Source organism: Marinomonas hwangdonensis (assembly GCF_003721245.1).
Taxonomy (GTDB): Bacteria; Pseudomonadota; Gammaproteobacteria; order Pseudomonadales; family Marinomonadaceae; genus Marinomonas; species Marinomonas hwangdonensis.
The window spans coordinates 375505-399702 of record NZ_RIZG01000002.1 but is presented as its reverse complement, the minus strand read 5'-3'; the positions used below and the strand labels follow the sequence as shown (position 1 = coordinate 399702).

The following is a 24198-nucleotide window of genomic DNA, read 5'->3' as shown; positions in this document are numbered from 1 at the left end:
ATTTTCGATGTCAAAAGTATTGGGGTCTGGATTAGTGGAATTTGAAAACCTAGTAAAAGACGGTGCGGTAGATCTTCTGAATCACCTTGAAGTGGGCGATTTCAGTGGGGCTATAAAAATAATCCAAGAATTGAGTGAGGCTCGTCACAATAGTTTTTACAACGAAGTGGGTTGTTTAACCCGTAGTTTGCATGATGCTATCCGTGATTTTCAAATTGATTCTATGGATTTAGTTATTGGTGAAGGTGGTAATGATTCCGCAACCAAAATTACTGACGCATCCGACCGCTTAAATTACGTTATTGAAACAACTAGTGCCGCCGCCAATAAAACTATGGACATGGTTGACAGTAGTGTCCCTGTTGCCAGTGAACTACAATCACAAGCACGGGCGCTAAGAAAAGACTGGGGACGTTTAATCCAACGTGATTTAACGCCGCAGGAGTTTCGTGATCTGTATAAACGCATAGATGTTTTCTTATCTTATGCGGACGAAAGTGCCACCACATTGCATTCAAACCTCAACACAATTCTCCTAGAGCAGGGTTATCAAGACCTTACCGGTCAAGTGATCACTAGAGTGAATGATTTAATTCGTGATGTAGAAGAAAAACTTGTGCATCTCGTTGCTGTTGCTGGACGCGTTGATAGTATCTCTGGTATGGAACATCAAGAGAGTGAAGCCGAACACGATGATACTCGTGGACACGGCCCATCTATCAATAAACAAAACAACCCTGAAGTACTGAATAGTCAAGACGAAGTAGACGACTTGCTATCAAGTCTTGGTTTCTAGAAGGAGCTGAGGATGAGTTTCGAGGTCGATGAAGAAATTCTACAAGATTTTTTGGTAGAAGCTGGTGAAATCCTAGAGCAGCTCTCTGAACAATTGGTAGACATTGAACAAAACCCTAATGATAAACAGTTACTAAATGCAATTTTTCGCGGTTTTCATACCGTCAAAGGTGGCGCTGGATTTTTACAGTTAACGGCATTAGTTGATTGCTGCCATTATGCCGAAAACGTATTTGATATATTGCGTAACGGCCAACGTAAAATAGATTCCAATTTGATGGATATCGTTTTACAAGCACTTGATGCAGTCAATGAAATGTTTGATACAGTGCGTGCTGGTGGTATTCCTGAGCGTGCCTCGCCTGAATTGATCGCGGCTTTGAGTGCCTATGCTTCTCCTCCGACAGAAGAAGAGCTTTCGGGCCAAAATGACGACGAAGATGATGAAGCATCAGACGATGAAGTAGTCGATGACGAGCCAGAAGAAAGCGAATCAGAGTCACTAACTGAGTCTGAGGAACCTGCTGATATATCAGACGATGAATTTGAATCTTTATTAGATGCGCTTGGTGGTGCCTCTTCAGAGGCGTCAGGTAGCAGCGAAAAAACAGCATCGGTCGCAGAAGTAAAATCAGATGATGAAATTACAGAAGACGAGTTTGATGCTTTATTAAACCAGCTTCATGGCAGCGGTGCTCCTGGTCTCAGTGATTCTTCGACAGACAAACCAGATAAAAAGGAGGCTCCAAAGGCAAATTCATCTGCTGAGTCTGCTTCTTCAGATGAAATTACGGAAGATGAATTTGAAGAACTGTTGAATAAGCTTCACGGTGAAAGTGGTTCTCCTAGTGGTAAAAAAGACACAGATAAAGACAGCTCAGAAAAGCAAGCTGGGTTAAGCGGAGGAGAGTCTGACTTAATTACAGAAGATGAATTTGAGTCTTTACTAGACACCTTGCAAAGTAAAGAGAGTAAGTCAAAGGCTGAACCAGAAAAGCCAAAAGTCGCGCCCAAAGCGCCTCCAAAGCCAAAAGCTAAGCCAGCTGAAAAAGCGAAAGTGGTCCCAGATCACCATGAGCCAGATCCTGATCAAAGCAAAGAAAAGTCCGCCAACTCGCCGGTAGTGCAAGAAACCACAGTACGTGTTGATACTAAACGTTTAGACGACATTATGAACATGGTGGGTGAGCTTGTGCTCGTTCGAAATCGCCTTGTTCGATTAGGTCTTCAAAGCGAAGATGAGTCAATGGGTAAAGCGGTATCAAATCTGGATGTGGTCACCGGAGATTTGCAAAACGCGGTGATGAAAACACGTATGCAACCAATCAAGAAAGTGTTTGGTCGTTTTCCACGTGTCGTGCGAGATCTTGCTCGAAGCATGAAAAAAGAAGTTAACTTAGTGCTTCGCGGAGAAGAAACCGATCTTGATAAAAACTTAGTAGAAGCCTTAGCTGACCCGCTTGTCCACTTGGTTCGCAACTCTGTGGATCATGGTATTGAATCACCAGACGTTCGCGAAGCAAGCGGCAAGCCTAGAATGGGTACGGTTACCTTGTCAGCGGAGCAAGAAGGTGATCACATATTACTTTCCATCGAAGATGATGGTGCGGGCATGGACCCTGATTTTCTTCGCAGTAAAGCTGTCGAGAAAGGGTTAATGGACGCAGACGCGGCAGAAAGATTGTCTGATAATGAAGCCTTTAACCTTATTTTTGCAGCAGGGTTTTCAACCAAAACCGTTGTGACCGATGTGTCAGGCCGTGGGGTCGGCATGGACGTTGTTAAGACCAAGATTTCTCAGCTTAACGGAACGTTAGACATTAAGTCAGCTTTAGGTCAAGGATCTAGATTTAATATCAAGGTTCCCCTAACGCTTGCCATTATGCCAACTCTTATGGTGACGTTATCGGATCAGGCGTTTGCTTTCCCATTGGTGAGTGTTAATGAAATTTTCCATCTTAATCTGAAAAAAACCAATGTCGTCGATGGACAACGAGTCGTTGTTATTCGCGGTAAGACATTGCCAATTTTTAACCTTAAAAACTGGTTAATTAAAGGGAATAATACGGCTGAGCTGCCTGCAGAGGCGCACGTTGTTGTTATCCAAGTTGGTATCAGTGAGGTGGGCTTTGTTGTTGATCAGTTGGTAGGCCAAGAAGAAGTGGTTATAAAGCCTTTAGGAAGAATGCTACAAGGCACAGCAGGTATGGCTGGTGCAACCATTACAGGTGATGGGCGTATTGCATTGATTCTGGATGTACCTAGCATGTTGAAAAGTTACGCATATAGGTAATATGTTTTTCATTTAGGAGATGTTTAATGCCTGTTAAGGTATTGGTTGTTGATGACTCTGGCTTTTTTCGACGCCGACTGGTTGAAATTTTTGAAGCAGATCCAAGGTTAACCGTTGTTGGTACAGCGAATGATGGTCGAGAGGCAATTGAGAAAGTACAGTCACTCTCTCCTGATGTGGTAACCATGGATTACGAAATGCCAGTGTTAGATGGTATAGCGGCTGTTCTTAATATCATGAAGCTCAAGCCTACACCTGTGTTAATGTTTTCTTCTTTGACACACGAGGGCGCTAAAGTCACTTTGGATGCTCTAGAAGCGGGTGCGGTTGACTTTATGCCTAAGAATTTCGAGGATATTTCTCGAGATTCAGCAGTAGTGAAGCGAGCTTTGGTAGAAAGAGTATTAACCGTTGCCAAAACACGGTTAGCGGGCAGTCGTCAGCCAGTGGCGGCGCTAGGACCAAGAGAAGCGCCAAAACCAATCGTCACTAGTCGTGGTGTTATCATTCCTCGAGCTAGAAAAAAAGTCAGTTTGGTGGCTCTTGGGACATCAACAGGCGGTCCAATGGCGTTGCAAACGGTGTTGACCAAGTTGCCAGCAGATTTCCCTGCGCCTATCGTAGTGGTGCAGCATATGCCTGCTGCTTTCACAGGAGCTTTCGCTGAGCGCTTAAACAATATTTGCAAAATTACTGTGCGTGAAGCAAAAGACGGTGATCGTTTAGTACCTGGTGTTGCACTTTTAGCGCCCGGTGGTAAGCAAATGATGATTGATTCAAGAAATGGCGGTTGCGTACGCGTTTTAGATGGCGACGATAGACTTAACTTTAAGCCTTCTGTTGATGTGACATTTGGTTCAGCGTCAAAATGTTATCCAGGTAAAGTACTTTCTGTTGTTATGACTGGCATGGGGGCTGATGGCCGCGAAGGCGCGCGCATGCTGAAGAGTTCAGGCTCAACAGTGTGGATTCAAAGTGAAAACTCCTGTGTTATTTACGGTATGCCCATGGCTGTTGAGAAAGCCAATTTAGCCGATGATATAATTGATTTAGACCACATTGGTGAGCGTATTGTACGTGAGGTAAGCTAATGGATTTTGTGACATTAGCTGGTTTGGTCATCGCTTTCAGTGCGGTGTTTCTAGCGAATTGGCTAGGAGGGGGGGAGGCGATTCTTTTACTGAATCTCCCTTCAGCCATTATTGTTATCGCTGGCAGTATCGGTGCCACTCTCATACAAAGTAGCATTCAAGAAGCCTATCGTGCTTTGTCTATTCTGAAATGGAGCCTATTCCCTCCCGTATATGACCTTGATGCCGCCCGCGCATTACTGAATAATTTAGCTCACAAAGCCAGAAGATTGTCTTTGTTGTCTCTTGAATCTGATATCGAAGCAATTAGGAATCCGTTTTCGAGTAGGGCCTTACAAATGGCCATTGACGGTACTGATCCTGATTTGCTCATGGACAGATTGCATGATGATGCCGTCCGCATACATGAAAAACGTATGCGGAGCGTGTCTTTTCTGGAGTCTATCGGTGGATATGCGCCTACATTAGGGATTATGGGGTCTGTGCTTGGTCTGATACAAGCCATGGCCAACTTAGATAGTCCTGAAGCGTTAGGTCATGGTATAGCGGTTGCCTTTGTATCAACGCTTTATGGTCAAGGTTTTGCTAACCTCATTATTTTTCCGATAGTAAAAAAGTTAACAGGACACATAGATAAAGAGCTGCTTTATCACCAGTTGCTCATTGACGGAATTTGTGGAATTGCCGTTGGAAAACACCCTTACCGTTTAGAACTTGAGCTTAACGCTTATGAGTGACACCTCGCGGCCCTTAAGGCATCGTCAAGCAACAAAGCGGCCAGTGGCATCGGCTTCTCAAGGGCGGGATCGCTGGATATTGTCTTACGCTGATTTTATCACTCTGTTGTTTGCTTTTTTCGTCGCTCTTTACTCTATTTCTCTTCAAAATCAAGGTGATGAGCAACGTCTTAAAGAGACACTTCAGGGTGTGTTTGATGCTGTTCAGAAGTCTGTGAAACCTATCAATATTGGCGAACCTGTCGTTGGGGAGCCACAAAGTGTCGACGTTGTGGATACCAAGCCAATTCCTGTTGCTCCGCCCGCTATTGAAGAAACCGTCTCTTCTGCTGTATATGCTTTATTAAGTCAGGTGGTGGAGAATCAGTTTTCAGGGCTCCATACAACAGGCCAAATTTCTGTCACGGAATCTGCTGACTGGGTGAATTTAGAGCTCAGATCGGGGTTGTTGTTTGGTCAAGGGGAATACGAATTGACCAATGAAGCGGTCGCTTTACTGATGTTGGTGGCAAATGTTTTAAAAGCTTATCCTTCGGTCATATTAGTTGAAGGTAATACGGACGATTTACCCGTTACTTCGCCTCGTTTGGTGTCAAATTGGCATTTGTCTGGTTTGCGTTCAGCCTCTGTTGTAGACGAATTAGTATACCAAGGAGTCGACCCTAAAATGGTCGCGCCCATCGGTTTTTCCAGTGAGCAGCCAAAAGTTAGGAATACAAGCGATTCTGCAAGAGAGCAAAATAGACGCGTCGTACTAAGGATTAGTAAACGAGAAGCGGATAATCTGCATGATTACTTGTTTCAGTAGTGTATTACTGTATATGATTGCAAACAATTAGTAGGCACATTAATAGCATAGGTTATCAGGGGAGTCGGAGTGCACATTTGGGCAGTGGCGAATCAAAAAGGCGGTGTTGGAAAAACCACCACTGTTGTTTCATTAGCAGGGTTGCTTGCAGACGCTGGTAATAGAGTATTAATGATGGATCTTGATCCACACGGTTCTCTGACCAGTTACTTTCGATTCGATCCAGATTCCGTTGAAAAAAGTGCGTACAATCTATTTCAAACCTCCGGTAAAATACCTGCAGATCTCCCCGCTTCGCTTATTATTAAAACGGGTCATCCGAATTTATCACTCTTACCTGCGTCAACGGCCCTCGCAACGCTTGAGCGTCATGCTCAGGCTCAAGGAGGTATGGGGCTAGTGATATCTAAAACACTAGCGATACTCTGGGATGAGTATGATTATGTATTGATTGACAGCCCACCTGTTCTGGGAGTCTTGATGATCAATGCGTTGGCTGCGTGTAAGCAACTTATTATCCCCGTACAGACGGAGTTTTTGGCTATTAAGGGGCTAGAAAGAATGGTCAGGACTTTAACGATGATTAATCGAGCCAGAAAGCGTCCTGTCCCTTTTTTAATTGTACCGACTTTATTTGATAGACGGACTCAGGCATCCAATAAAAGTTTACGAAGTTTAAAAGACACTTATGACGATCTGGTATGGCACTCGGTGATTCCAGTAGACACTAAATTAAGAGACGCCAGTACAGCAGGAATTGCACCCTCAGCTCTTGATCCTAACGCTAGAGGCATTAAAGCGTACGAGAGTTTGATGGAATCATTGCTGAACCCAGTAGGATAGTAACGATATATGAAAGAGACAAAGAGTAAAGACACTACTCTCATTGGGCCGCAAATTGCCTTGCAACGCTATCTTGACGATCTTTTGCAAGAGGCTACTGCGAAGGAAATGTCGGATCTGCAGGAAGAGGTGTCTTTTACAGAAGACCCTCAATCTAAAAACTTGTTTAAAGATTCTGAAAAAACAAAGATTATCGAGCCAGAGCCAGAGCCAGAGCCAGAGCCAGAGCCTAAAACGTCAAAAACTGATCCTTTGCCTTGGGCAAATGGTCGGTTTGAGTGCCTGCTTTTTTATGTCGGCGGATTAAAGCTCGCAGTGCCCCTAGTAGAGTTGGGTGGGATATTTCAAAGCGGTCAAGATAAGCTCACGGCTATTTTTGGTCAGCCAGAGTGGTTTATGGGAATGGCGAATATTGGAGACATCAACCTTCGAACAGTAGATACTGCTCGATGGGTCATGCCCAATCATTATGCAGGTGAAATGAAGGATAACTTTAAATTTGTTATTCAGTTAGACAGAACAAATTGGTGCGTTGCTTGTGAGCGAGTAGCAGAAGCTATCACTTTAGAACCATCGCAAGTAAAATGGCGGACAGACAGAAGCAAACGACCTTGGTTAGCTGGAACAGTAATTGAGCATATGTGTGCTATTTTAGACGTCCAAGGGTTTATTGAGCTGTTAGATGATCCAAAACATGGGTTTAAGAAGTCACTTAAATAATGGACAAAGGTTATTGAGTGCACTTAGGAGGAAATAATGGCAACAAATATAGCATTAAAAAGCGACACCCAGTCTGATGACCCAATGTTACAGTGGGTGACTTTCCGCTTAGAACATGAGATTTATGGCGTCAATGTGATGCAAGTAAAAGAGGTGCTTCGCTACTCTGAGATTGCAACCGTACCTGGTGCGCCCAGTTTTGTGTTAGGTATTGTGCATTTACGGGGTACTGTGGTCACTGTTATCGACACTTGCCAGCGTTTTGGTTTGCCATCTGGAGAGATCACTGACTCTACACGTATCATGATCCTTGAAGTTGAAGGCCATATTATTGGTATTCTTGTTGATGCAGTTTCTGAAGTGGTTTACCTGCGACAGTCAGAGATTGAACCATCACCTAATGTCGGTAACGATGAGTCATCCAAGTTTATTCAAGGTGTGTGTCATAAAAATGATACTTTGCTGATACTGGTTGAGCTTGCCAAGTTGCTTTCGGACGAAGAATGGTCTGATGTTGCTTCATTGTAAGTTGTTAAGGTAATGTTATAGATGGAATCTCAGTGGTTATTCAACTTCCTGCTAATGTTACAATTTGCCATCTTAATTGGTGTTATTGTGTGGGCGTTGCGTTTGTCTAAGCGTTTAAACCAGATGAAACAACGGCATGAAGAGTCTGAGCTAAACCAGAGAAAGCAGGTTCAAGTGCTTGCGTCTGGATCGATAGGTATGGGGCGTCGACTGGTTGCTATAGAAAAGAAATTAAACCTTGCTGTTGAGAAGCAGTCTGAGATTTTATCCAAAGAAGGTGGGGTCTCATACAACCGTGCTATGGAACTGTTGGAAATGGGCGCCACCGTTGATGATCTTGTTTCTAAATGCGGCTTGATACGTGCTGAAGCAGAACTGATTAGTTTGTTGAAACAAGAGTCACGAAGAAATTCCGACTACCATTGATGGCTTTTAATGCTGTGCGCAAAGGCAATAATCTCGGCAATCGCCAGATACAAGGCTTCAGGTATCTCTTCCCCCAAATCCAAAGTACTGAGCATTTCAACTAGCTCAGGACTTTGATGTAATAATACATTATTTTCCTTCGCAACCTGCATTATTTTGTCAGCCAATAATCCGCTTCCCTTGGCAGTAACCGTGGGTGCGGAGCGGTAGTCGTATTTCAACGCGACGGCTTTTTGCATTAGCTCCTCACATCAATGAGTGATTGCGTATTTAACGTCATACTGGTTTCTTTATCCAGTTTGGATTGAAATGTATCTAGCCTTTCCACCTCTATGTCTTTATCAAGTAATTGCTGGCGTAAACTAGGCATGTTTTTTTGCAGTATTTTCACTGTGTCTGGGTGTTCTGCCGCGAACATAATCCCTACTTTGTTACCTTGAATGCTGGCCCTTGCGTCAAATCGACCTGTTTCCTCGAAATCAAATTTTAATTTCACCAGCCAGCGTCTGTCCTGTAGTGCTTGTTCTTGTGTGCTGGCATCCTGATCGATTTCAACCTGCATCATGTGAAGGGTATTCCCATTTTTGATGGGAAGTTCAATATGCAGTGGGTAATTTGGCGTCGCCGTCGTGTTTTGGTCTGAAAGGTGCCGTAGTTGGCTTGTGGTGATGCGCTCGATAGCGTTAGCAATGTGTTCAGTCGGTGTGTTGCCAAGGCGTAGCGCGCCAATATTTTCTTGGCTATCCTTCAGGCGCATTAGATTGAGTTTTAAATCGGTGGGTGAGAGCGTTTTATTATTGAGCAGTAAGGATTCTGAGAATAATCCGCTGGTCTGAATCGCTTGTTTCATGTTGTCAGACGATGCTGTTAAAGCGTTTAAGTTGGGCAAGTTTTGAATAAGTTGCTGTAACGCTTGCTGGGTCTGTGGTGACAAAGAAGAAAGTGAGCTCCCCAACGTCTGTAGTTGCTTAATCATATGGGTCATATCTGTAAGTGATAATTGTTTTGGAAGGCTTTGTTTAAGCGCTTCCAAATACACGGGGTGGGTGCTCGTGTTGGATTTGTTAGGAATGGCTTGCACGTTATTATTGGCATCAACCATGACCCGGATTGTCTCCCCCAGTTTGAGTTTTGTGCTGGTCATTATGGGGAATTCGGTTTGACCATCACTCACCATGGTGATCTGTTGATTGGTGGTAGGCGCAGTAACGGTTAAATTCACCACACGGGAGGCCAGCATGACATTGTCTGCTTTGGTTGTGTTCGTGATGGAGGATTGAGATGCCCCCAGTGCTGGAGAGCCTGTCTTAAGTTGGTTGTTAGATAAAAGTTCAAGTGCTACTTGAGCGCCTTTTTTTTTGGTGATTTGCGCAGATTGAAGGGTGCTGACATCGATTGGATCGCCCGCGTTAATTAAACTGAAAGACTGGTTTGCGCTAGAGGCGTGTAATAACTGTGCGGGCTTGCCTTGAAAAAGGAGGCTTTCACTGCCACTGAGTTTAATGGTGCTCATGTTCTCAATTAGCTTAATTTCACTTCCAAGCTTGGCTAAGGGGCCAGCGTTATAAAGCACACTGCTGCTTGCATTGCTTTGTTTGTTGGATGAGGTATTTAGCATAGATCGTATATCAGAGATCATCTGGGCTGCCTATTTGTCCATAATTTTCATATAATGAGTGATCTTTGTTAGTGATAATGACAGGATGTTTACCCCTTCATTTTGTGTTCAAGTAATCACTTATAACTGATTTTGTATCGGCCAATTTGGATAAATCTTTTGCAATCTTCTGCTTCTTTAACAATATCAGACCTTTGGATTGAGCGTGGGGGAAATGACCTGTGTAAAGGGTTGTCCTTTAGTATTCATCCTGGTGAAGCCTGGCGTGTCTTAGGCGGTAATGGTACTGGGAAGACGTCTTTGCTGAAAGTGATAGCAGGGATTTCAATGCCCTTAGAGGGGGAGATTTTTTACTTGGGTCAAAACGTGACTTCAGATCGCAGCCCACTTCAGCAGGAAATGGTGTATCTTGGTCATTTAATGGGGGTGAAAAGTGCCTTAACGGTTGAAGAAAATCTTCGCTGGTACTGCCCTGAACGCTCACTAGAAGAGTTACACAATGTGGCTAAGGATTTAGGTCTTTTTCCGTTTTTAGCCTCGCTTGTTAAAACATTATCAGCCGGTCAACAGCGTCGAGTGGCATTGGCGCGTTTGTGGTTAAGTAAAAAAACACTTTGGCTATTAGATGAGCCGTTTGCTTCATTAGATGTTGAAGGGGGAGTAATGCTAGAAGTGTGTATTCAGCAGCATCTAACATCAGGCGGCTTAGTGTTGTTAAGCACCCATCAGAGCCTATCCTCAATTATTCCCCATGATGTTGTGTTGCAACCATGACGTACCGTTCTTTTCTTATCTATGAATTTTTGGTTTTGTGGCGGCGCAAGCAAGACGTTTTTAATGCGTTGTTATTTTTTATTATTGTCGTGATTCTATTTCCATTGGGGGTCAGCGCTGAACCCGCTTTTTTGGCTCAAGCGGCCTCTGGCATTATCTGGTGTGGCGTTGTCTTATCTATTTTGATCTCAATTGATCACATGTTTAAAGAAGATTATCAGGATGGTTCCCTTGAGCAGTGGATTGTCAGTGGTTTGTCTTTACCCCTGTTGATGCTGTTAAAAGTGATGGCAAATTGGGTGGTAATCATATTGCCGTTATTGATAATGATGCCTCTGTTAAGTGAAATGCTGTTTATGCCAAATACGAGTTTTTGGGCATTGGTATTGACCTTGCTAGTTGGGACGCCTGGTTTATTTTTGATTGGGGTGATGGGAGCGGCGTTAACGGTCTCGGTGAGACAAGGAACCATGTTAGTCATGTTATTGATTTTGCCCTTATATTTACCAGTATTGATTTTTGCAACGTCCGCCGTTCAGGCAGCTCAATCTGGGTTGCCCTATTCTGGATTTCTGGCCATGCTATTGGCGCTGTCTTTGATGTCACTGGTGGTGTCGCCTTTTATGACAGCCATGGCGATAAAAGCGAGTGTAAGCGGATGAGTTGGTTATGGTTTCATAAGTTGGGTTCTCCAAAATGGTTTTTCTTTTGGTCGAAATCTTGGGCTTTGCCTGTCTTTTGTATTGGTTGTTTTGGTCTTGTAGTGGGATTAGTGTGGGGGCTGGCATTCGCACCTGAAGATTACCAGCAAGGAAACAGCTTTCGTATTATTTATATTCATGTTCCTGTAGCGATGTTAGCGCAATCTTGTTATCTCGCAATGGGCGTCGCTGGTTTGATTTTTCTTGTCTGGCAAATGAAGATAGCGCCTATGTTCATCAAAGCCATAGCGCCTATTGGGGCAGTTATGGCGTTAATGGCTATGGTATCGGGGGCAATATGGGGTAAGCCAACATGGGGAACTTGGTGGGTATGGGATGCAAGATTAACCTCGGTCTTAGTGTTGTTTCTACTCTTTATGGGGGTTATTGCCCTGCAAAACGCATTAGAAGATATAACATTAGCGAATAAAGCCGCCGCCATAATGAGCGTGGTGGGGCTAATAAATTTGCCCATCATTAAGTATTCGGTCGTACTTTGGAATACCTTGCACCAAGGGCCGACGTTTACCATAACGAAAAAGCCCGAAATGCCCGCAGAGATGTGGTTGCCCTTGTTGATTGCTGTTGTTGGTTTGTATTGCTTAGTCGCGGGATTGCTGCTTTGGCGAATACAGTCTGAAATCATCCTGCGTGAGCATAGGTCAAATTGGGTAAAACAAGAGGTAATGGGCAATGGCCTTTGATAGTTTTGCGGATTTCTTGGCGATGGGAAGGCACGGAGTGTATGTCTGGTCGGCTTATGGTGGGTGTGCTTTGGTGTTGTTATTACTGATTTGGCAGACTCTTTCCATGCGTAACAAGGCGCGCGACACAGTGCGAAAACGTTTTTTAAGAGATCAAGCTCGCTAATGCATCCGCAAAGACAAAAACGCCTACTGGCGGTTATCGCTATCGTGTTGGTTTTGGGTGCTGCGCTTGCTTTGGTGATGTATGCCCTCAAGCAAAATATTAATTTGTTTTTTTCCCCTTCTCAGATTGCCATGGGCGAAGCACCCAGTAAAACTAATATTCGCGCGGGAGGATTGGTGGTAGAGGGCAGTGTACAGCGCGACCCCAATAGCTTGGCGGTGTCTTTTCAAGTCACGGACTTTCAACACAGTGTCACCATAGAGTATCAAGGCATTTTGCCGGATTTGTTTAGAGAAGGGCAGGGCGTGGTTGCGTTAGGACAACTGAACGAGCAGGGGACGTTTGACGCCTCACAAGTGTTGGCAAAGCACGATGAAAAATACATGCCCCCAGAAGTGTCGGAGGCATTGAAACCTGTTGAGAAACCGGCCCCCGTCGCTACACCCACTTATTATTAGTTTAGGTTTATTATGTTGCCTGAAATTGGTCAGTTTTCTCTGATATTGGCTTTGTTTTTTGCTTTATCCTTAGCCATCATGCCTTTGGTTGGCTACTGGAAAGGACATCAACTTTTACTGGAGACCGCCCGTCCGCTGACGTTTATCATGTCCGCCTTGGTATTGATGAGTTTTGTTATTTTAGCGGTGTCATTTTTAACGAACGACTTTTCTGTTTTGTACGTGAGTCAGAACTCCAGCATCAAGTTGCCTATTTGGTATAAATTCAGTGCTGTGTGGGGCGGGCATGAGGGTTCGCTGCTATTTTGGGTGCTCATATTAGTCGGCTGGTGTTCTGCTGTAGCGTTGAAAATACGTTCCTTACCTATGGATATTGGCCCGATTGTACTTGCTGTTTTGGGCAGCATTTGTGTTGGTTTCCTGTCTTTTCTGCTGTTTACCTCTTCGCCATTCGTGCGCTTATTGCCCGATACCCCCCCTGATGGGGGAGATTTAAATCCGTTGCTACAGGATTTTGGTTTGATTGTTCATCCACCTATTTTGTACATGGGCTATGTGGGGTTCGCAGTGGCTTTTGCTTTTGCTGTGACGGCATTAATTACGGGCAATTTGAACGCGGCATGGGCCCGCTGGGCGAGGCCTTGGACTGCCTGCTCATGGGCCTTCTTAACGTTGGGCATTACCCTTGGAAGCTGGTGGGCGTATTATGAATTAGGCTGGGGCGGCTGGTGGTTTTGGGATCCTGTTGAGAATGCCTCCCTTTTGCCTTGGCTCTCAGGAACGGCTTTGCTGCACTCGTTAGCGGTCACAGAAAAACGTGGGGTGTTTAAAAGCTGGACGGTTTTATTGGCGATTTTCACTTTTAGCCTGTCGTTATTAGGGGCTTTTCTGGTGCGATCGGGTGTATTGACGTCGGTTCATTCCTTTGCAGCCGATCCTACTCGTGGTGTTTTCATTTTGGGATTGCTTGTGGTATTCGTCGGTGGCAGCCTATTCTTGTATGCCATTCGTGCCTCTCAGGTGCGATCAAGTGTCACGTTTGGGGCGACGGGGCGAGAAGCATGGCTGCTGCTTAATAATATTTTATTAACAGTGCTAACCCTAACTGTTTTATTAGGGACTCTGTATCCTTTGATTTTCGATGCACTGAGATTGGGAAAAATCTCTGTTGGTGCGCCCTATTTTAATAGCGTATTTACGCCTATTGCCCTTTTACTTATTGTTTTTATGGCGGTCGGGCCTTTGTCGAAATGGCATAAAACGTCATTGAATAGCCTGTTAAAAGCGTGTGTTATCGCGGCGATCTTAGCGATGTTAATAGCGGGTGGTTTAGTCTATCGCTTTGAGTTTGGTTGGTTAGCTTGGGTGTGTTTGTCCGTGGCATCTTGGGTGTTGTTACTCTCTCTCGCTGATTGGTTTAGTAAGGTAACCGCAGGTTCAAAAGGCATGATTCCTCGTGCGCGCCAATTACCCAGAAACTACTATGGCATGTTATTGGCGCATATTGGTGTGGCGGTTACCTTGATTGGTATTATCTTGGTCAGTATCAATAGTCATGATTCTATGCTGCGATTGTCACCAGGGGATAAAGTGAGCATGGCGGGTTATGAATTCCGTTTTGATCGCATGGAGCAGATTCAGGGGTCAAACTATGTATCGAATAAAGGGCAGTTTACGGCGTATCAATCGGGTCGTGCGGTAGCTGTGTTGTATCCTGAGAAACGGTTTTTTACCACAAGGCAGCAAGTGATGACGGAAGCCGCACTGGATGCGGGGTTTACTCGTGACTTGTATATTTCTTTGGGTGAGCAACTCGATGAGTCCGCATGGGGAGTGCGCATTTACGTTAAATCCTTCGTGCGTTGGATTTGGCTTGGTGGCTTGATGATGATGGCGGGTGGTTTGTTAGCCGCGCTGGATAAGCGTTATCGCCAGCGAACAGGAGGTTAATAATGCGGCGTTTTGTATTTTTTCTACCCTTAGTGTGTTTTCTAATATTGGGTGGTGTTTTTTATTCGCAATTAGGCAAGGACAATCAATATGTACCCTCGGCACTTGTGGGGAAAAAGGTGCCAAATTTCACCTTGATCTCGTTAGAGAATGATCAAATGGTGACTCAAAAGGATTTGCCTCATGGACCATATCTGATGAATTTCTGGGGCACCTGGTGCCCAGCATGTCATATCGAACATCCTTTTTTAGTCGAGCTTGCTTTGAAGGGTGTTCCTATTATTGGAATTGATTATAAAGACCAGAAACACTTGGCGGAACAGTGGCTAATAGAAAAAGGCAATCCGTACCAGCAGGTATTGATGGACGAGATGGGGCTATTTGGCTTAGATATGGGGGTGACAGGTGCGCCAGAAACCTTTGTCATAAATAGCTCAGGTGTGATTGTGCATAGGCACCAAGGCGTCGTTAATGAGCAAAATTGGCCAGAGCTCAAAGGATATTTGAAATGAAGCGGTATAATCCTCTTGCCCTATGGTTGTGTGTGTTGTTTTCTATGTTGAGTTTTGCGCACTATGCTCTGGGGCAGGAGCAGATGACTTTTCGCTCTGAGTTAAATAAAACCCGCTATCAAAGTTTACTGGCAGAGTTACGTTGTCCAAAATGTCAGAACCAAAGTTTAGCGGATTCAAATGCGGGTATTTCGGTTGATCTTCGTGAGCAAGTCCACTTTATGATAGAGCAAGGAAAAACAGATCAGGAGATTGTTGACTATATGGTCGCGCGTTATGGCGCTTTTGTGTTGTACCGCCCTCAGCATTCTTCGGCGACGTTTTTGCTTTGGTATGGTCCTTTTATTTTGCTGGCGATCGGCTTTTTGGTTTTTACCACAGTGGTAATGAGCAATCGCAAACGACGAGGTCGTTCATTATCATGATGACTTATTTGTTCATGGCCATCATGATATTAGTGTGCATTGTCTACTTTTATTATGCCGTGAAACGCTCAGCGAGCCAGCTGACACATTCCTCTCAGGACAACTTCTCAAGGGTTAGGCGAGTTGAAATCGCACAGGAAGAAGCGATGGGGCGACTTACTCCTAGCGAAGCTCGACAGCTGCTAAATGATCTTGATCAAGAGGTTGACTCGCAAAGTAATCAGTCACGTCGATTCTTTAGTGCTGACGTGTCTTTAGCCCGTTGGACGATGTTTAGTGTTGTTGCTTTGTCAGTATTGGGTAGTGTGAGCCTATACCAACAGCTGGGGTACGCCACCGAGGTCGCCTTTACAGAAGATTTGCGAAAGCAACAACTGACACCAGAAAAGATAACGCGTTTTTTGCAATACCGAAGTGAACGTTACGAGAGAATAGAAGATTGGTATTTTTTAGCAACGGATTATATGAACGCGAATAAATACTCAGAGGCGGTGAGTGCCTTTGAAAAAGCGTTAGAAAAGCCGTCACAGAATGCGCAAGATCACACTGCCTTACTGGTGGAATATGCCCAAGCCATCTTTTATGCCAATGATAATCAAAGTTCGCCCAAAATGCTGGCGGTCGTTGAGGCCATCCTGCAACAAGACCCAACTCAAGCCATTGCACTTGATTTAAAGGGGGTAGCCGCCTTTTCACAACAGAATTATTTAGGCGCTGTACTGGCTTGGCAGGAAGCCATTCGTTACAGCCCGCGTTCGGTAGAACGTTTGGCTTTGCTATCAGACATTGCCAAGGCTCGGCAACGGGGTCGGATTGATTATCAGCAAGTTGCTCCTATTATTACTCACCAATTAGCGGTAAAAATAGAGTGGGACGAGGGTGACAGGAAGTGGCAGCCGGATGATGTTCTCTTGGTATACGCGGTAATAAAGGGGCAAAAAATGCCGGTGGCAATACAGCGGATTTTCCCTGACGACTTGAACCAGCCGATTTTACTAACAAATCTTGATGCTTTAATGCCAACGGTGACTCTCGCGGAAACGGAGACAGTCGATTTGATGGTAAAATTGTCGAGTATTCATGACAAGGATCTGACAAAAGGGCGGATTATCGGTATAAAAGAGAGTTTACTCATAAATACTAAAGAGATTTTCGCAATCAACGTGGCCTTGTAATTGAATCCTGAGGCGCTTCGTTTGATAATACCGTAACTTTAATTGATGCTATTCGGAATGTGTAATGGAATTTAGCTTGCGTGAATGGCTAATCTTGATTGGGGTCGTCATTATTATAGTGATTCTCATTGATGGATTTCGTCGCTATAAAAAGGGTCAAGAACTTACCCATCTTGAAGAAGATCTTACTGATTACGACGATTATGACAGTGACACTGCAGATCTACAAATGCCCATTCGGCATAAAAAAGCAGCGTCTGTGTCGGTAGATCCTATTGTAAATGCGTTTGAAAGTGCTCGTCAGACGGCTAAATCGCCCCTCGCCGATGTGCCTCATAAGGTAGATTCTGGTCCGGAGCTTTATCGAAGTGACGATTTACATCTTGATGAGTTAGCCTCTTTGGTGCCAGAGCGTGACTTTGGTGATTCTGCGGTGTCTGAGCAAAATTACTCTGATGACGGCTTTTACGAACACGATGATTTGGATCTTGATTTCGCTGAAGGTAGCAGTAAATCGTCTACTTATGATGATTATGAACACAATTATTCTCAAGTGGATGTAGGGCAGCCTACTTCGACCCATTCTATTAAAGAAGCGAATGAAGCCGAGCAGCAGGCGAGTCCTGCAGAGATTGAAGAAGTGATTGTGATAAACATACTTGCTCCTGATGGTAAGCCATTTGCGGGTATGGAGTTGCTACAACTGATTTTGAATTGTGGCATGCGCTATGGCGAGATGGACATTTTCCATCGTCACGAGGATGGTTTTGATCGTGGTCGAGTGCAATTTAGTATGGCCAATGCGATTGAGCCAGGTACCTTTGACCTTGATACTATGGGCGAGACAGAAAGTCCGGGCGTGAGCTTTTTTATGGGACTACCAGGGCCTAAGAACAGCATGAAAGCGTTTGATTTCATGCTCGAAACGGCTCAAACCTTAGTACGCAACTTGGGCGGCGAATTGCGTGATGAACGACGCTCGCCGATGAGTGAGCAAACCATCGCACATTGTCGACAACGAATACGTGATTTTGAGCGCCGTCGGTTAATGCGCAATAAGCAGTAAGATAAACCAAGGCCCCGAGGGGCCTTGTTTTTTGCCATTAATATTTACTACAAGCCAAAAGCAATCGAGTTAATTGATCTATGAGCCAAGAGACAAACATGACGCATCAGCAGATGCTGGAGTTGATTCAGCAACTTAACGATTACAGCTATGCTTATCATGTAAAAGACGATCCCATCGTTCCTGATGCAGTATATGACCGTGATTATCGCCAGCTTCAGGATATAGAGGCCAAACACCCAGATTGGATTCAAGCGGAATCTCCCACTCAGCGTGTCGGTGAAAAGCCCGACAGCGGTTTTGCCAATGTCGCTCATACAGTGCCCATGTTGTCTTTGGACAATGCTTTCGACAATGAGTCCTTGTCAGATTTCGATCAGCGTATTCGTAAACTGCTCAAAGTGGACTCTATTACCTATTGCTGTGAGCCTAAATTAGATGGTTTGGCGATTAGTTTACGTTATGAAAACGGCCGTTTAGTTAGAGGTGTGACTCGTGGTGATGGTTTGTCTGGTGAAGACATTACGTCAAATATTAAAACGATTTATTCTGTGCCGCTGAAGTTACGCACGCAAACGCCGCCTACTGTTCTAGAGGTGCGCGGTGAAATCTATATGCCGAAACAGGGCTTTGAAAAGCTCAATGCTTTAGCGTTAGAGCAGGGTGAAAAGACGTTTGTTAACCCACGTAATGCGGCGGCAGGCAGTTTACGCCAGCTTGACCCTAAGATTACCGCGACTCGTCCTTTAGTGATGTGTGCCTATTCGATTGGCTATGTGGAAGGTTGGGATCAGCCTAAAAGCCATTACGAGGGGTTGCTACAGTTGAGCGAGTGGGGCTTTCGTATCAATGATCTGATGGCGACAGCAGAAGGGGCGCAAGCTTGTATTGATTATTACGAGATGCTTAACGAAAAGCGTGCTGATTTGTCCTATGACATTGATGGTATTGTTTACAAAGTCGATCAAATCGCTCAGCAGAATCAATTGGGTTTTATTGCTCGAGCACCACGCTGGGCGATTGCTAGGAAGTTTCCTGCGCAAGAGGAAATGACCCGAGTGCTCGGAGTGGACTTTCAAGTGGGTCGTACGGGGGCGATTACCCCGGTCGCACGATTAGAGCCTGTGTTTGTTGGCGGTGTAACGGTTTCTAATGCGACCTTGCACAATAAAGATGAGATAGCGCGTTTGGGTGTCAAAGTGAACGATTATGTGATTGTTCATCGCGCAGGCGACGTGATACCTAAAGTCGTTCAGGTCGTGTTAGACAAGCGCTCCGCTGACGCGACAGAGGTAGTGTTTCCAGAAATATGCCCTGTGTGTGGTTCCGCCTTAGAACAAGTGGCAGGCGAGGCTGTGATTCGCTGTACTGGCGGTTTAGTGTGTGGGGCGCAGCTAAAAGAGTCCCTAAAGCATTTTGTTTCTCGTAAAGCCATGGACATTGATGGTTTAGGCGATAAGTTGATTGAGCAGCTGGTGGATCAAGAACTGGTTAAAACACCGGTGGATATTTTTACCCTCAGTGAGAAGAAAGACACTCTGTTAGCGATGGAGCGCATGGGGCAGAAATCGGTTGAGAAGCTGCTTGCTTCTATTGAGACGGCAAAGAATACACAGTTTAATCGCTTTATCTATGCGCTAGGTATTCGTGAAGTGGGTGAAGCGACGGCTCGGGCCTTAACAACTTACTTCACGGCGCTGGAAGATTTAATGGCGGCCGATCAAGATGCTTTGGTAGAAGTAGAGGATGTGGGGCCTATCGTTGCGCAACATGTCAGGCTGTTTTTTGATCAAGAATTAAATCGAGAAACCATCAAAGGTCTGCTAACGGCTGGGGTTGTCTGGGAGAAAAAGCAGCCAGTGTCAACGGATGAATTGCCGCTTTCTGGCAAAACCTACGTGGTAACTGGTTCTTTAAGTCAATTTAGTCGTGATCAAGTAAAGGATAAATTGCAGGCATTAGGTGCTAAAGTTAGTGGTTCTGTATCGGCGAAAACAGACTGCTTAGTTGCCGGTGAAAAAGCGGGTTCGAAACTTACCAAAGCCCAATCCCTTAATGTACCAATCATTGACGAAGCTGGGGTTATTGCCCTGCTGAGTCAACATGGAGCAATATAATTGGATACTTTAATACCCTACGATTCGTTAGCCCCAGATACCTTAGAGACCATTTTGGATGATATCGTGTCCCGTGATGGCACCGATTATGGCGATTACGAGTTGTCAGTGGCGCAAAAACGCCAACAGGCACTGCAATCTTTGAAAAAAGGCGAAGCGGTGCTTTTGTTTGATACAGAAAGTGAAACCATCAAGATGGTACGAAAAGAGGATATGACCCACTACGATCTTATGTGAAGAACGAGTGGATCATGACAAAAATAGCGATAATCTTACTCTGAACAGTCACGCAGGCAGTGGTTAATGTTGTGATCCATAATGCGAGAAGGTTCTTGTTCTGTGTTGCGTCCCACGACCTTTGCCGGCACACCGGCCACCGTTGTGTGATGTTCAACGGCTTCTAGTACAACGCTGCCTGCACCGATTTTCGCCCCTTCACCGACCTCAATATTGCCAAGGATTTTCGCGCCAGCACCAATTAATACGCCGGTGCGAATCTTAGGATGGCGATCACCGTGCTCTTTGCCAGTACCACCAAGGGTCACAGATTGTAAAATAGAGACGTTATCTTCGATGACGCAGGTTTCTCCCACTACCAAGCCCGTAGCATGATCCAGCATGACACCGCAGCCGATTGTGGCCGCGGGATGAATATCTACACCAAATACCATGGACATTTGCCCCTGCAAATACAAGGCTAAGCTTTTTCGGTTATTACGCCACAGCCAGTTTGCAACACGGTAAGTTTGTAATGCGTGAAAGCCTTTAAAAAACAGCAGAGGTGTTGTAAAAGTATCGCAAGCCGCATCACGCTCTTTGATGGCTAAAATGTCTTGCTCGATGCATCGTACAATGCCAGAGTGAGTATCTGCCATGGCTTCTTCAAAGACTTCTCGTAAAACCATAGCGGGTATTGATATGCTATCAAGCTTGCTAGCGAGTAAAAAACTCAACGCTGAGCACAGTGACTCATGACGTAAAATGGTCGTGTTGAAATAACTGGCTAAAATAGGTTCATCTTGTGCAAGCTTGTGTGCCTCAGCTTGTAAAGACGACCATAGATTGTCAGAAGTCACGGCTTGTTGCATTGAAGTACTCAAGGGGTATCCACCTATGTCGATTCACGTTTAGAATGTAGGTTATAAGGTTAGGGTTAAACAATACAAGGGGCAATTTAGAGATTGCCTAAAAAGATGGAGATAACATGTCTAAAAAAAATGTTGCTGATGCACTGCATATCTTTTATGAATTAAATACAACGATTTCGGATGCGTATTGGGAAACCAATGATATTGACCAAAAAGATCGTTTTTTTGCGATGAAAGGCATACTACAAGACGAGCTTGATGAATTGCATAAATTGAGTTTGCAGGATCATGTTTATCCGTATGAGCCTATTAACCCAAGCTTGTTGCAACTAAGTGAAACCTTACGCGCTTTGTTGCCAGAATTGAGCAAGTACGTTTATCGACCACAAACCTCTAGTCGCTTTAAAGATTTGATTCCAAGCGCTTGTGAATTATTCGAGTTGTGAGTTTGATTCAGCCGACTACCTTAAGTAGTGATTAGCTCAATAATATATCTCTTGTGCGGCAGCATTGAGTGAAGGGTACTCCGCTCTAATGCTGCTGCCTAGGTTTTTAGCGTACCGCCTTCAGAAAAGACTTTCTTTGGGTTCATTGCTGAGTTCACTGCTTTCGCTTTAGGTCGCGAATTAAAAAGCGACTTGGGTGAAGTAGGTGCCCGATGTCTTGCTCCAAAGGTGAGGGAGTTTGGGTTATCAAGCTGGCTAAATATTCCCCGCTTAGTGGCGTTGAGACTAAGCCTCTAGAGCCATGTCCAATGTTGACGTACAGTGTTTGACAGGGTTCGGCAACCTGGTCAGTTTTCCATTTTGCGTTTTTACTTAACGTCGAAAACGCTTGTTGATAAGCCGCTTCAGATTGCACTGGCCCAACAATAGGTGTGTAGTCAGCAACAGCGCAACGAAACGACACTCGGCCTTCGCAATCTTCGGTTTTAAAGGGGCTGTTTTTCAGCCCTAATAAACCTTCCAATATATTGAGATTTCTTTGATGGCCTTCTTCTCTAACCGTCTTGTCGTTGTCTTTTAAATCATAGGTTGAACCAAAGTGGAGTTCGCCATTGATAGGGGGGGAGAAGTACCCAAATTCACATAGAACACTGTCGATTTGAATAACATCTGGATCAATGCCACTGTCTAGGCATGCGCGTACCGCGTCGTCTTGCTTCATCTGAGAAACTTGTCCGCGGATCGCGGAGGTAGGCAGGTGGGGCGTAAGTTGCAGTTGGTTCGTGGCGTTTGCTGTGCACAAGACCACATGAGAGAACTCTGTTATCTGAGCGTCGGATTTGGCCTGCCACACCGAGACCCTACTTTCAGAGCCTAGGTTGTCAGAGCCAGAAAAAGACGACGTGCTAGCTAAATTTAATGTTTTGAGTGGTGTGTTGAGTCGCACCTCAATGTTCGGATGAGACAGCAAGTGTTCACAAAGAACCTGTGGTGCAACCCAGCCTGACAAAGGTAGAAAAATACTGTCTGGTTTTTGTGTTGATGCGTGCAGCACGCTATCAGGGTAGAGTTGTTGGCTCAAAAGCTTTTGAAAGCGTTCAGCTTCCTTAGCGTTTTTGGGGATCTGGATTAAGCCACACTGGTCCCAAAAAGGGCGCTTATGATCAAGAGCACTGCTTAATGTGTTAAAGAAACGTGCAGCGTGCAGATAAGCGCTTAAATAAAAACGGTTTAACCTAGTATCTTGAGCCGTCAGTTTGGGGTACAACATGCCTTGAGGATTGCCGGATGCCTCACCTGCGATGATGTTGCCTTGCTCCCAGACTTGTACTTTAACGCCTTGTTTTGCTAGAGCGTATGCCGTGTTGGCCCCTGCTAAGCCTGATCCAACCACCAAGACGCGAACGGGCGTGTTATTACTTGGGGTGTCATGACAAACATTAAACCAGGCTTGTCCCTGCGCCATGCGTTCGGTTAATGGTTTGCAAGTTTTGTTGAGTTCACCCACCGTCATTTCGCGTTTCTGTCCGAACCCTTTGACTTTTCGAACATCAAAGCCCACGCTTTTTAAACCTCTGCGAACAATGCCAGCGGCCGTAAAGGTTGAAAAGGTGGTACCTTGATGGCTGAGTCTGTGTATGTGTTGAAATAATGTATCTGTCCACATTTCAGGGTTTTTACTGGGGGCAAAACCATCCAAAAACCAAGCATCTATATCTGCATTTAAAGCGGCAAAACCGTCTTCAGCGTCACCAAACCAAAGTGTTAGCTGCACTCGTCCTTGCTCTAATTCCACCCGATGAAAGCCGTGACAAACATCCGGGTAAGCGTCTATGAGCTCCGCACTGAATGCACTCAAAGACGGCCACATTTTTAGCGCGTCCGACAACATCTCTTTGGTTAATGGGAATTTTTCGACTGAAATAAAATGCAGTTGTTTATCACAGGGTGCGTGCTCTAAAAAAGCGTGCCAAGTGCAGAGGAAGTTTAACCCGGTACCAAAGCCCGTTTCTGCAATGACGAATGCCGATTGTTGGCATCTTGCCCAGCGCTCGACAAGCTGATTGTTTTTTATAAAAACGTGCCGAGATTCTTCCAGCCCAGATTCTTGGTCAAAATACACGTCGCTGAATTGGTCGGAATGAGGCGCGCCATCGTCCCCCCAACTCAGATGCGGAGAGCTCAGTTGGTAGCTAGTCAACACGGACAACACTCTCAATCGTAACGGGCGTAGTAGGGACGTTCTGGTAAGGCCCAACATTGGAAGTAGACACAGCGGCAATAGCGTCAACAACCTCCATACCGCTAATCACTTTACCAAACACTGTGTAGCCTGCACCGCCACGAACACCGTGATTTAAGAAGGCATTGTCGACATGGTTGATAAAGAATTGTGATGTCGCACTGTTTGGGCTTTGCGTACGAGCCATGGCCAAAGTACCGCGATTGTTGGCTAAACCATTGTCCCCTTCGTAAGCCACCGCTTGGTGTGTCGTTTTGCGCGCTAAATCTTCAGTGAAGCCGCCACCTTGCACCATGAAGCCTCGAATAACACGGTGAAAAATGGTGTTTTCATAGAAGCCTTCGTCGACATAGCGTAAAAAATTCGCGACCGTTTTAGGCGCAGCTTCGTCGTCTAGATCAACTCGAAAAGTTCCTTGATTAGTAACAATGTCGACTTCTATCGCATGTAAATGCGAACAAAAAGCGAGAAGAACCAGACTAGTAATGATAGATTTGCGCATGAAAGAAGATTCC

Annotated in this window: 27 protein-coding genes; 22 read left to right on the top strand and 5 right to left on the bottom strand. The window is 45.0% G+C overall.

The window, feature by feature from the left end:
• Positions 1–7 precede the first annotated feature (7 nt).
• The 9 genes from EBI00_RS04870 to EBI00_RS04830 all read left to right on the top strand — a co-directional run bounded on the left by EBI00_RS04870 (position 8) and on the right by EBI00_RS04830 (position 8241).
• Positions 8–796, top strand: coding sequence for a protein phosphatase CheZ (locus tag EBI00_RS04870; protein ID WP_123094788.1), 789 nt, complete (start codon positions 8–10; stop codon positions 794–796).
• A 12-nt stretch (positions 797–808) separates the two neighbouring features.
• Positions 809–3088, top strand: coding sequence for a chemotaxis protein CheA (locus EBI00_RS04865; protein WP_123094787.1), 2280 nt, complete (start codon positions 809–811; stop codon positions 3086–3088).
• Between the two features lie 26 nt (positions 3089–3114).
• Entirely contained in the window at positions 3115–4179 is a 1065-nt protein-coding gene (locus tag EBI00_RS04860; protein ID WP_123094786.1) for a protein-glutamate methylesterase/protein-glutamine glutaminase, read from the top strand.
• Positions 4179–4916, top strand: coding sequence for a flagellar motor protein (locus tag EBI00_RS04855; RefSeq protein ID WP_123094785.1), 738 nt, complete (start codon positions 4179–4181; stop codon positions 4914–4916). The genes EBI00_RS04860 and EBI00_RS04855 overlap by 1 nt, the downstream gene beginning before the upstream one ends.
• Positions 4909–5724, top strand: a complete 816-nt coding sequence (locus EBI00_RS04850) for an OmpA family protein (protein ID WP_123094784.1) — start codon at positions 4909–4911, stop codon at positions 5722–5724. Before EBI00_RS04855 ends, EBI00_RS04850 begins: the two co-directional genes overlap by 8 nt.
• Before the next feature lie 69 nt (positions 5725–5793).
• Positions 5794–6567, top strand: a complete 774-nt coding sequence (locus EBI00_RS04845) for a ParA family protein (protein ID WP_123094783.1) — start codon at positions 5794–5796, stop codon at positions 6565–6567.
• 9 nt (positions 6568–6576) lie between these two features.
• On the top strand, positions 6577–7287 hold the full coding sequence (locus EBI00_RS04840) for a chemotaxis protein CheW (RefSeq protein ID WP_123094782.1): 711 nt from the start codon (positions 6577–6579) through the stop codon (positions 7285–7287).
• A 36-nt stretch (positions 7288–7323) separates the two neighbouring features.
• Positions 7324–7815, top strand: a complete 492-nt coding sequence (locus EBI00_RS04835) for a chemotaxis protein CheW (protein WP_123094781.1) — start codon at positions 7324–7326, stop codon at positions 7813–7815.
• A 21-nt stretch (positions 7816–7836) separates the two neighbouring features.
• Positions 7837–8241, top strand: coding sequence for a DUF2802 domain-containing protein (locus EBI00_RS04830; protein ID WP_123094780.1), 405 nt, complete (start codon positions 7837–7839; stop codon positions 8239–8241).
• Here the strand turns inward: EBI00_RS04830 and EBI00_RS04825 are convergent.
• Together EBI00_RS04825 and fliK are read right to left on the bottom strand one after the other, a co-directional pair.
• Positions 8232–8480: an EscU/YscU/HrcU family type III secretion system export apparatus switch protein gene (locus tag EBI00_RS04825; protein ID WP_123094779.1), complete on the bottom strand. Its 249-nt coding sequence runs from the start codon at positions 8478–8480 to the stop codon at positions 8232–8234. The genes EBI00_RS04830 and EBI00_RS04825 overlap by 10 nt on opposite strands.
• A complete protein-coding gene (fliK, locus tag EBI00_RS04820; protein WP_123094778.1) occupies positions 8480–9880 on the bottom strand; it encodes a flagellar hook-length control protein FliK in 1401 nt (466 codons plus the stop codon). The genes EBI00_RS04825 and fliK overlap by 1 nt, the downstream gene beginning before the upstream one ends.
• Positions 9881–10018: 138 nt before the next feature.
• Between fliK and ccmA the strand changes: the two genes are divergently transcribed.
• The 12 genes from ccmA (at position 10019) to EBI00_RS04760 (ending at position 20144) form a co-directional block, all read left to right on the top strand.
• Positions 10019–10633, top strand: a complete 615-nt coding sequence (gene ccmA, locus EBI00_RS04815) for a cytochrome c biogenesis heme-transporting ATPase CcmA (protein WP_123094777.1) — start codon at positions 10019–10021, stop codon at positions 10631–10633.
• Positions 10630–11295: a heme exporter protein CcmB gene (gene ccmB, locus EBI00_RS04810; RefSeq protein WP_174714889.1), complete on the top strand. Its 666-nt coding sequence runs from the start codon at positions 10630–10632 to the stop codon at positions 11293–11295. The genes ccmA and ccmB overlap by 4 nt, the downstream gene beginning before the upstream one ends.
• Positions 11292–12038, top strand: coding sequence for a heme ABC transporter permease (locus EBI00_RS04805; RefSeq protein WP_123094776.1), 747 nt, complete (start codon positions 11292–11294; stop codon positions 12036–12038). The genes ccmB and EBI00_RS04805 overlap by 4 nt, the downstream gene beginning before the upstream one ends.
• On the top strand, positions 12028–12204 hold the full coding sequence (gene ccmD, locus EBI00_RS04800) for a heme exporter protein CcmD (protein ID WP_123094775.1): 177 nt from the start codon (positions 12028–12030) through the stop codon (positions 12202–12204). Before EBI00_RS04805 ends, ccmD begins: the two co-directional genes overlap by 11 nt.
• Positions 12204–12662, top strand: a complete 459-nt coding sequence (gene ccmE / locus EBI00_RS04795) for a cytochrome c maturation protein CcmE (RefSeq protein WP_123094774.1) — start codon at positions 12204–12206, stop codon at positions 12660–12662. Before ccmD ends, ccmE begins: the two co-directional genes overlap by 1 nt.
• Positions 12663–12674: 12 nt before the next feature.
• Complete coding sequence (locus EBI00_RS04790; RefSeq protein ID WP_123094773.1) at positions 12675–14612, top strand: heme lyase CcmF/NrfE family subunit; 1938 nt, start codon at positions 12675–12677, stop codon at positions 14610–14612.
• Between the two features lie 2 nt (positions 14613–14614).
• Positions 14615–15124, top strand: coding sequence for a DsbE family thiol:disulfide interchange protein (locus EBI00_RS04785; protein WP_123094772.1), 510 nt, complete (start codon positions 14615–14617; stop codon positions 15122–15124).
• Positions 15121–15549: a cytochrome c-type biogenesis protein gene (locus tag EBI00_RS04780; protein ID WP_241556951.1), complete on the top strand. Its 429-nt coding sequence runs from the start codon at positions 15121–15123 to the stop codon at positions 15547–15549. The genes EBI00_RS04785 and EBI00_RS04780 overlap by 4 nt, the downstream gene beginning before the upstream one ends.
• Entirely contained in the window at positions 15546–16724 is a 1179-nt protein-coding gene (locus tag EBI00_RS04775) for a TPR domain-containing protein (protein WP_241556950.1), read from the top strand. Before EBI00_RS04780 ends, EBI00_RS04775 begins: the two co-directional genes overlap by 4 nt.
• 64 nt (positions 16725–16788) lie before the next feature.
• Positions 16789–17790: a cell division protein ZipA gene (gene zipA, locus EBI00_RS04770; RefSeq protein WP_123094771.1), complete on the top strand. Its 1002-nt coding sequence runs from the start codon at positions 16789–16791 to the stop codon at positions 17788–17790.
• Between the two features lie 98 nt (positions 17791–17888).
• A complete protein-coding gene (ligA, locus tag EBI00_RS04765) occupies positions 17889–19907 on the top strand; it encodes an NAD-dependent DNA ligase LigA (RefSeq protein ID WP_123094770.1) in 2019 nt (672 codons plus the stop codon).
• Positions 19908–20144 (top strand): YheU family protein, encoded by a 237-nt coding sequence (locus EBI00_RS04760; RefSeq protein ID WP_123094769.1) that lies wholly within the window; start codon positions 19908–19910, stop codon positions 20142–20144.
• A 35-nt stretch (positions 20145–20179) separates the two neighbouring features.
• Here the strand turns inward: EBI00_RS04760 and cysE are convergent, their stop codons facing one another.
• Positions 20180–20995, bottom strand: a complete 816-nt coding sequence (gene cysE, locus EBI00_RS04755; protein ID WP_123094768.1) for a serine O-acetyltransferase — start codon at positions 20993–20995, stop codon at positions 20180–20182.
• 116 nt (positions 20996–21111) lie between these two features.
• Between cysE and EBI00_RS04750 the strand changes: the two genes are divergently transcribed.
• Positions 21112–21441 (top strand): hypothetical protein, encoded by a 330-nt coding sequence (locus tag EBI00_RS04750; RefSeq protein WP_123094767.1) that lies wholly within the window; start codon positions 21112–21114, stop codon positions 21439–21441.
• 154 nt (positions 21442–21595) lie between these two features.
• Here the strand turns inward: EBI00_RS04750 and mnmC are convergent, their stop codons facing one another.
• Both mnmC and EBI00_RS04740 read right to left on the bottom strand, forming a co-directional pair.
• A complete protein-coding gene (gene mnmC / locus EBI00_RS04745; RefSeq protein WP_123094766.1) occupies positions 21596–23644 on the bottom strand; it encodes a bifunctional tRNA (5-methylaminomethyl-2-thiouridine)(34)-methyltransferase MnmC2/FAD-dependent 5-carboxymethylaminomethyl-2-thiouridine(34) oxidoreductase MnmC1 in 2049 nt (682 codons plus the stop codon).
• A complete protein-coding gene (locus EBI00_RS04740; protein ID WP_123094765.1) occupies positions 23634–24185 on the bottom strand; it encodes a peptidylprolyl isomerase in 552 nt (183 codons plus the stop codon). Before EBI00_RS04740 ends, mnmC begins: the two co-directional genes overlap by 11 nt.
• Between the last annotated feature and the right edge of the window lie 13 nt (positions 24186–24198).